We start from the raw sequence: 7,462 nt of genomic DNA, 5'->3' as shown, positions 1-7,462 counted from the left end.
CGTCCGCCCCGACAGCCGTCAGCAGCCGCGCAGCCTGACCCGCCACCGCCTCCACACCACGACCCGACACCACCCACGGCACCACACCCGACACCACAGGAGCCTCCAGCGTGGGAGCCTCTTCCACAACAGGCGCCTCCGCCAGCACCATGTGGCAGTTCGTGCCGCCCATGCCGAACGAGCTGACGCCGGCGACCAGCGGTTGCCCGGGCTCGGGCCATTCCGACAGCTCCTGCTGGACCATCAGCCCCAGCTTCGCCAACGGGATGTCGGGGTGAGGGCTTACGTAGTTCAGGCTGGCGGGCAGCTCGCGGTTGCTGATGCTCAGCGCCGTCTTGATCAGGCCGACGATGCCCGCCGCGCCCTCCAGGTGACCCACGTTCGTCTTGGCGGATCCGACCCGTAGCGGCCGGTCCGTCTCGCGGGCGGACCCGAGGGCGGCGCCGAGGGCGCGGGCCTCCAGCGGGTCGCCGATCTTGGTGCCGGTGCCGTGCAGCTCCACGTACTGGACGGTTTCGGGGCGGACACCGGCGTGTTCGTGGGCGAGCCGGATCACCTGCTCCTGGGCACGGGCGCTGGGGACGGTCAGGCCGGGGGCGGTGCCGTCGTTGTTGACGGCGCTGCCCTGGATGACGCAGTGGATGCGGTCGCCGTCGGCGACCGCGCGGGAGAGCGGTTTGAGGACGACGGCGCCGCCGCCCTCGCCGCGCACGTAGCCGTTGGCCCGCGCATCGAAGGTGTAGCAGCGGCCGTCGGGGGAGAGGCCGCCAAACTTGGTGACGGCGACGGTGCTTTCGGGGATGAGGTTGAGGTTGACGCCGCCGGCGATGGCGAGCGTGGACTCGCCCCTGCGCAGGCTCTCGCAGGCCAGGTGAACGGCGACGAGCGCCGAGGACTGCGCGGAGTCGACGACCAGGCTGGGGCCTTGGACGCCGAGAACGTAGGAGAGGCGGTTGGCGATGATGCCGCGCTCGACGCCGGTGAGGGAGTGCCGGGTGATGCCTGACGCGCCGCCGTACTGCTGGAGCAGGGTGGCGTAGTCGTCCATGATGGCGCCGACGAAGATGCCCGTGCGGGTGCCGGCGATGCCGTCGGGGACGATCCGCGCGTTTTCGAGGGCCTCCCAGCCCAGTTCCAGCATGAGCCGCTGCTGCGGGTCCGTGGCGACGGCCTCCTTGGGCGAGATGCCGAAGAAGTCCGCGTCGAAGCGGTCGACTTGGTCGAGGTAGGCACCGAGCCTGGTGACGGCCTTTCCGGGGGCGTCACGGTCGGGGTGGTAGAGCTCGTCCGCGTCCCAGCGCCCGGCGGGGGTCTGCGTGACGGCGTGCTCGCCGGCGCGCAGCAGCCGCCAGAAGGCATCGGGGTCGGCGGCACCGGGGAACCGGCAGGCCAGGCCGATGACGGCGATGGCCTCGGTGGTCTGTGCTGCCGTCGATGCGGTGCCGGTCGGGGTGCGGTCAGTGCTCATGGTGCTGCTTACCTCTCGTCGTCATCAGCGCTCGTCGGCGCCAGCGCTCGTTCGTCGTCGGCGGCCGTCGGGTTGCGTCGTACGCGGGCCGTCTGCGGCATCCACGCGTGGCCCGAGTACGCGATGGTCAGGTGCGTCCGCCGATGTCGGCGCGGGCCGGCTCTCCCGCGGGGCCGGCCCGCGCTCGCGGAACGTCTGGGCGGCGCGGGGCCGGGGCTGCGCGGCGCTGGATACGGTCCCTGGGATGGTGTGGTGCGTGGTGCGTGGTGCGGGACCAAGGGGACTAGGCGATCAGTGTGGTCTCGGCGATCAGGGTGATCGAGTGATCAGGAGGCTGCGGATCTCCGTACGGGGGCCAGGGCGGCGCAGAGGCTCCCCTGCAGGAGGTCCAGGAACTCCTCGGTGGACTCGCGGGTGAAGAAGTGGCCGCCGGGGAGGCGGTGGACCTGGAAGGCGGACCGGGTGTGCGCGAGCCAGCGCTCGGGTTCGACGCCCTGCATCAGCGGGTCGGACCGCCCGGTGAAGACCTCGATCGGGAACGGGAGCCGGGGCAGGAAGTCGCTGTCGTGGCTGCGGCAGACCTTCAGGTCGTCGCGGACCATGTCGAGCGCCGCCGTGAGCCACTCCGGGTAGGCCAGGATGCTCTCGGACATGCCCCCCAGGTCGAGCAGGACCCGGGTGAGCTCGTCGTCGGGCAGCTCCGGGAGGTTGCCCAGCACAGGTGGGCGATCCGGCGCGGGGTACGCGCCGACGAGCAGGACCTCCGGGAGCGGGCCGCCGCTCCGGAAGAGCCGCCGGGCGAGGTTGTACGCGACCAGCGCGCCCATGCTGTGCCCGTAGAAGGCGAACGGCCGGTCGAGGACGCCGTCGAGCTCCTCGGTGAGTTCGTCGATCAGCGGTTCCATCTCCCGGAACCGCGGCTCGCTGTTGCGGCTCTCCCGGCCCGGGAGCTGGACCGGCACGAGCGAGACGTCGCCGCTGAGCCCGTGCTGCCAGCCGGCGTACGCGGAGGCGCTGCCGCCCGCATGGTGGAAACAGAAGAGGCGGATCCGGGCGCGCCGGTCGGGCTCCCGGGTCAGGTAGCGCGAGCGGAGTGAGAGGGGGGTGCTCATGGCAGGGTCACCAGGTCGAAGACCCGTTCCAGGCTGGGGGCCTCCAGAATGTCGGGCAGCGAGACGCGGCGTGCGGTCTCGCGCTCCAGGATGACCAGGAGGGACAGCATGTGCACCGAGTCCCACCCCGGTACCCGGTCGAAGGGCAGCCCGACGCTCTCCTTCGTCACATCAAGGCCGAGCTCGTCCTGGAGGAGGGTCACGAAGTCGTCGAGGGTGTTCAAGAGGGCTCTCCATGAGGGGTTCCGGCGCCGCCGGGGCTGCCGGACGAGTGGGCGGACGGGACTGACTGGGCGGACGGGACCGACTGGGCGGACGGGGTGGGCAAGCGGCCTGACCGGCCGGACTCGCCGGACGGGTCGGCGGCCCCGGCCGGCGCCGGGATCGCGGCGTGCAGCCGGACGTGCGGGGGCGGGGCCGGGACCTCGGCGAGGTCGTGCCGGAACACCGCGGTGGTGCCGTCGTCCGACAGCTCGGTGAAGCCGACGAGCGGGTAGAGGCCGCGCACCTTGCCGTTCTTGGCCGTGCGCCGGTAGGTGCCGAGGACCTCGTCGGCCCCCGTGGCCTTGAAGTGCCCCAGCAGGGCGCTCAGGCAGGCCTGCTCGATGCCCCGGGAGAACACCCGGCAGCTCAGCAGGAAGTTGTCGATCGTCGCCGTCCCGCCCTCCTGCCGGGCGAGGATAGCCCCGACCAGCCCGTTGTCGCCGAAGCGGTCGCGGGAGTGGACGGTCAGGACGAGCGCGGCGGGGTCGGCGCACAGGGCCCGGACATCGGACTGCTGGAGCCGCTCGGTGGTCAGGTTGAACTGGTTGGTCCGCTGGGTGATCTGCGCCAGGCGCGGGACGTCCCGGTCCTCGGCCGCGGCGAAGCGGACGGTCACGTCGAGCTCGCGCAGGTAGTCGTCCAGCGAGTCGAAGCTGTCCAGGAAGTCCTTGCGCTCCAGCTCGTCCCGATAGGTGGAGGCCCGGGAGCGGTCCTCGGCGGTCAGTTCCAGCACGTCGAACCAGCCGTCGCGCAGCAGCTTCTCGATGTGCAGGGCCGGCTCGGAGTCCAGCCGGACGACGGCGACGTCCGGCAGTTCCCGGCGGACCAGCCCGCACTCGTACGGGCTGTCGTCCGCGAAGACGAACGCGTCGACGCCGAGGTTCAAGTCCGCGGCGAGCTCCTTGAGGTTCTCGTGCTTGGGGCGCCAGTTGGCGACGACACGCACGAAGTCGCCCTCCCGCAGCACCATCTGCGGGTGGGTAGCGAGCACCTCACGGACCGGGGCGAGGTCGTTCTTGCTGACGGCGGCCAGCAGGACACCCTGTGAGGTGACCTGCTTGACGACCTTCTGGAAGGCCCGGAACGCCTCGCCCCGGTAGGTCTCGGCGACCTCGATGCCGTCGAATCCGTCGTCGCCGAGGATCCCGCCCCACACCGTCTCGTCCAGGTCGAGGACCAGGGCCTTCTTGGTGCGTCCGACGAGTGCGCGCGCCAGGTGCCCGATCTCGCGGGCGTAGCGGGCGAGCAGGGCCGAGGAGAGGTGCGCCTTGGTGTAGAGGCTCAGCCGCGGGTCGGCGACGGCGATGCCCTCGGCCACCAGCGGTTCCAAGTCCAGCACCACGACCCCCGGCAGGCTCGCGCCGAGGCGCAGCAGGCGGCCGTTGGCCTCGTGCCAGAGCGCCCCGACCAGGGCCCGGGAGCGGTGGTCGACGATCTGGGCGGTGAGACCGTGGGGTAGCGGCAGGGTGTTGAGGACGAGGGTGCCGCGTCCCGTGGCGGTGAAGCGCTCGGCCAGCCGCTCGATCAGCCCGGTCTTCTCGGCGAGCACCCGCTCGGCGTCCGACGGCCCCCAGGGGCTCGGCAGCTCGTCGAAGACGACCCGTGGATCGAGGACGCACAGGACGAGGTCCGGCTCGGCCGCGTACAGGTCGCTGCCGGGGTCGGTCAGGTCGAACACGTAGCTGTCGAAGTCCGAGACGACCGGATCCAGTAGCACGCCGTGCCTGGCCAGTTCGGCTGTCAGCGGCGGCACCAGGGCGGACAGCGTGCCGTGCCCGGTGACGGCGGCCCGGAGGGTGGGGACGCCCGGGTGGGCCTTGCGCACCTCGTCCGGGCCGAGCCGGGCGAGGTGGTTGCCGGCGCGCAGGAGCTCGGCGTCCGACAGGTCGGTCAGCAGCTCCCGCACCTGGGGGTAGTCGTCGGCCAGCCGTCCGGAGCGTTGCAGGGCCTGGAACCGGGCCATCGGATCCGCGAGTCCGGCGCCGGGCGGGGCGGCGCCCCCGGAGGCGGCGGTGACCTGGGGAGCGGTGGTGTCCTGGGGGCCGGCGGACGGCGCGGGGGCGGGGCTGGATGCGGTTGGCTGCGACATGGCGGATCAGACCTTCTCCAGCGCGAAACCAGCCTTGATCCACTTGCTCGACTCGACCGCCACACACAGCGCGCGGTCGCCGTGGGTCATCTGTGGAAGGGCGCGCTCCAGCTGGAGGAACGGCACCGCGTTGCCGGTGTTCGCGGTCTCGCGGACGCAGGTGATCTCCTCCGCGCCCGGCAGGCCCAGCTCCGCCACGATCCGGGCGGTCATCTTGCCGGACAGCTGCGGCGGCAACAGGTAGTCGACGTCGGTGTCCTGCCAGCCGACGTGCGCCAGGATCTCCTTGGCGATCTCGGCCGACATCGTCGGCACGGACTCTTCGATCGCCTTGTAGTCCTCGTTGACGGCCTGCTTGTCCGAGCCGCGATCGGTCAGGCCGAACCACTCGACGCTCTGGCCGGGCGGCCGGTTCAGGCCGGTGAGCCGGGTGTAGATGTGCCGGATGGACGCCGTGCCGGGCACCGGGTCGGTCGTGAGGACGGCCGCACCGGCACCATCCCCGAACAGCACGACGTTGACGAGCTCGGAGGGCGCGAGCGATCGCAGGTCCAGCGTGACGTCCAGGTGCTTGGCACAGACGTCACCGCCGAGGACCAGCACGTTGCGGTGCTGCCCGGTCAGCAGCATCTGCCGGCCGAGCTCCAGGGCCTGGATGGCGCCGGAGCAGCCGGACTGGAGCTGGTAGGTCGGCACGTCGTTGATGCCGAGCCGGTCGGCGATCAGGTTGACGGTCGCCGGCATCAGCTGGTCGGGCGTCGCCGTGCCCAGCACCATGCCCGTGATGTCGCCGGGGGCGAGGCCTGCGGCCTCCAGCGCTCGCCGCGCGGCGGTCTCACCGAGCTCGGTGAGCGAGGAGCGGATCTCGCCGCTCTCCAGATCGACCGCCAGATGACGCGTGTCGGTACCGACGAACGCGTCGATCCACTGCTCCCACAATGCGTCCATCTGGAACCGGCGTGCGAGGGCGGCATTGTCCAGAGCAGGGCCCGGGAGCGCTGTTCCCACCGACAGGATGCGGACGTCAGGGGTGTCCATCCTGGTCCTTTCCGAGTGAATCGAGCCTGGGATGAAGGCCGTCGAGCAGCCTGCAGATCTATCGGCCCATGCTCGGAACCTTCGCTAAAGCGGCTCTAACCCACTGCTTGGCTTGCGTATCCACTGCTCACCCCGGGGGCGGACCGCTTTAGGCCTGGTAAAGGGACCCGTTAGTCGGGTCGGCGAGCTTGCTGAAACGTGTGGCGTACGGCCGAGGCCGGTCCCGCGAATCGAAGTGACGGCCCCGCGAGGAGAGGGTGGATTACGCATGTCGTCGAACGAGGACAAGCTCCGCGACTATCTCAAGCGGGTTACTGCCGATCTCCATGTGACACGTCAGCGTGTACAGCAATTGGAGAACGAGAATCAGCAGCCGATCGCGATCGTGGGTATGGCCTGCCGCTACCCCGGAGATGTCCGCTCACCCGAGGATCTGTGGAACACGGTGATCGGTGAAACCGACGCCATTTCCGCATTCCCGATAAATCGCGGTTGGGATCTCGGCGCCCTCTACCACCCCGACCCGGACCACGAGGGCACGGTGTACTCGCGCGGCAGCGGGTTCCTCCACGACGCCGACCTGTTCGACCCCGGCTTCTTCGGCATCAGCCCGCGCGAGGCGCTCGCCACCGACCCGCAGCAGCGCCTGCTGCTGGAGACCACGTGGGAGGCGTTCGAGCGGGCCGGCATCGACCCCGCCACCGTGCGCGGCAGCCGGACGGGCGTCTTCGCGGGTGTCATGTACAACGACTACAGCTCGCGCATGACCCGGATGCCCGACGGTCTGGAGGGCTACGTCGTCAGCGGCAGCGCCGGCAGCATCGCGTCGGGCCGGCTCGCGTACACCCTCGGGCTCGAGGGCCCGGCGGTGACGGTGGACACGGCGTGCTCGTCCTCGCTGGTCGCCCTGCACCTGGCGGCGCAGTCGCTGCGCCAGGGCGAGTGCAGTCTCGCCGTCGTCGGCGGCGCCACCGTGATGGCCTCGCCCAACGCCCTCCTGGAGTTCAGCCGCCAGCGCGGCCTGGCGCCCGACGGCCGTTGCAAGGCCTTCGGCGCCGACGCCGACGGCACCGCGCTGAGCGAGGGCGTCGGCGTGCTGCTCGTCGAGCGCCTCTCGGACGCGCAGCGGCTCGGCCACCCGGTGCTGGCCGTGGTGCGTGGTTCGGCGGTGAACCAGGACGGCAAGAGCAGCCAGATGACGGCGCCGAACGGTCCGTCGCAGGAGCGTGTCATCCGGCAGGCGTTGGCGAGTGCCCGTCTGACGACCGCGGATGTGGATGTGGTGGAGGCGCACGGGACGGGGACGCGTCTGGGTGACCCGATCGAGGCGCAGGCGCTGCTGGCCACGTACGGCCAGGGGCGGGAGGCGGAGCGTCCGCTGTGGCTGGGTTCGGTGAAGTCCAACATCGGCCACACGCAGGCCGCTGCCGGTGTCGCGGGTGTCATCAAGATGGTGATGGCGATGCGGCACGGCGTGCTGCCGCGCACCCT

General features: G+C 71.2%; 6 protein-coding genes. 1 reads left to right on the top strand and 5 read right to left on the bottom strand.

What is annotated here, in order from left to right:
* The 5 genes from ACWF9Z_RS36315 to ACWF9Z_RS36295 form a co-directional block, all read right to left on the bottom strand.
* Positions 1-1,468, bottom strand: a 1,468-nt coding sequence (locus ACWF9Z_RS36315; protein ID WP_453609843.1) for a type I polyketide synthase, incomplete at its 3' end; no start/stop codon positions are given.
* Between the two features lie 326 nt (positions 1,469-1,794).
* Positions 1,795-2,580 (bottom strand): thioesterase II family protein, encoded by a 786-nt coding sequence (locus ACWF9Z_RS36310; protein ID WP_453609841.1) that lies wholly within the window; start codon positions 2,578-2,580, stop codon positions 1,795-1,797.
* On the bottom strand, positions 2,577-2,804 hold the full coding sequence (locus ACWF9Z_RS36305; protein ID WP_453609839.1) for an acyl carrier protein: 228 nt from the start codon (positions 2,802-2,804) through the stop codon (positions 2,577-2,579). The genes ACWF9Z_RS36310 and ACWF9Z_RS36305 overlap by 4 nt, the downstream gene beginning before the upstream one ends.
* Entirely contained in the window at positions 2,801-4,807 is a 2,007-nt protein-coding gene (locus ACWF9Z_RS36300; RefSeq protein ID WP_453609845.1) for an HAD-IIIC family phosphatase, read from the bottom strand. The genes ACWF9Z_RS36305 and ACWF9Z_RS36300 overlap by 4 nt, the downstream gene beginning before the upstream one ends.
* 132 nt (positions 4,808-4,939) lie before the next feature.
* Complete coding sequence (locus ACWF9Z_RS36295) at positions 4,940-5,971, bottom strand: 3-oxoacyl-ACP synthase III family protein (RefSeq protein ID WP_453609837.1); 1,032 nt, start codon at positions 5,969-5,971, stop codon at positions 4,940-4,942.
* Between the two features lie 268 nt (positions 5,972-6,239).
* On the opposite strand from ACWF9Z_RS36295, the gene ACWF9Z_RS36290 reads away from it, so the two are divergent.
* A partial coding sequence (locus ACWF9Z_RS36290) for a type I polyketide synthase (protein WP_453609835.1) occupies positions 6,240-7,462 on the top strand: 1,223 nt, incomplete at its 3' end.

The sequence above is a fragment of the Streptomyces sp. NPDC054961 genome, from assembly GCF_053609145.1.
This window is presented reverse-complemented; position numbering and strand designations above follow the sequence as displayed.

Coding starts and splice junctions, on each gene's coding strand:
- ACWF9Z_RS36310 (WP_453609841.1), bottom strand. CDS start 2,580: ATGAGCACCCCCCTCTCACTCCGCTCGCGCTACCTGACCCGGGAGCCC.
- ACWF9Z_RS36300 (WP_453609845.1), bottom strand. CDS start 4,807: ATGGCCCGGTTCCAGGCCCTGCAACGCTCCGGACGGCTGGCCGACGAC.
- ACWF9Z_RS36295 (WP_453609837.1), bottom strand. CDS start 5,971: ATGGACACCCCTGACGTCCGCATCCTGTCGGTGGGAACAGCGCTCCCG.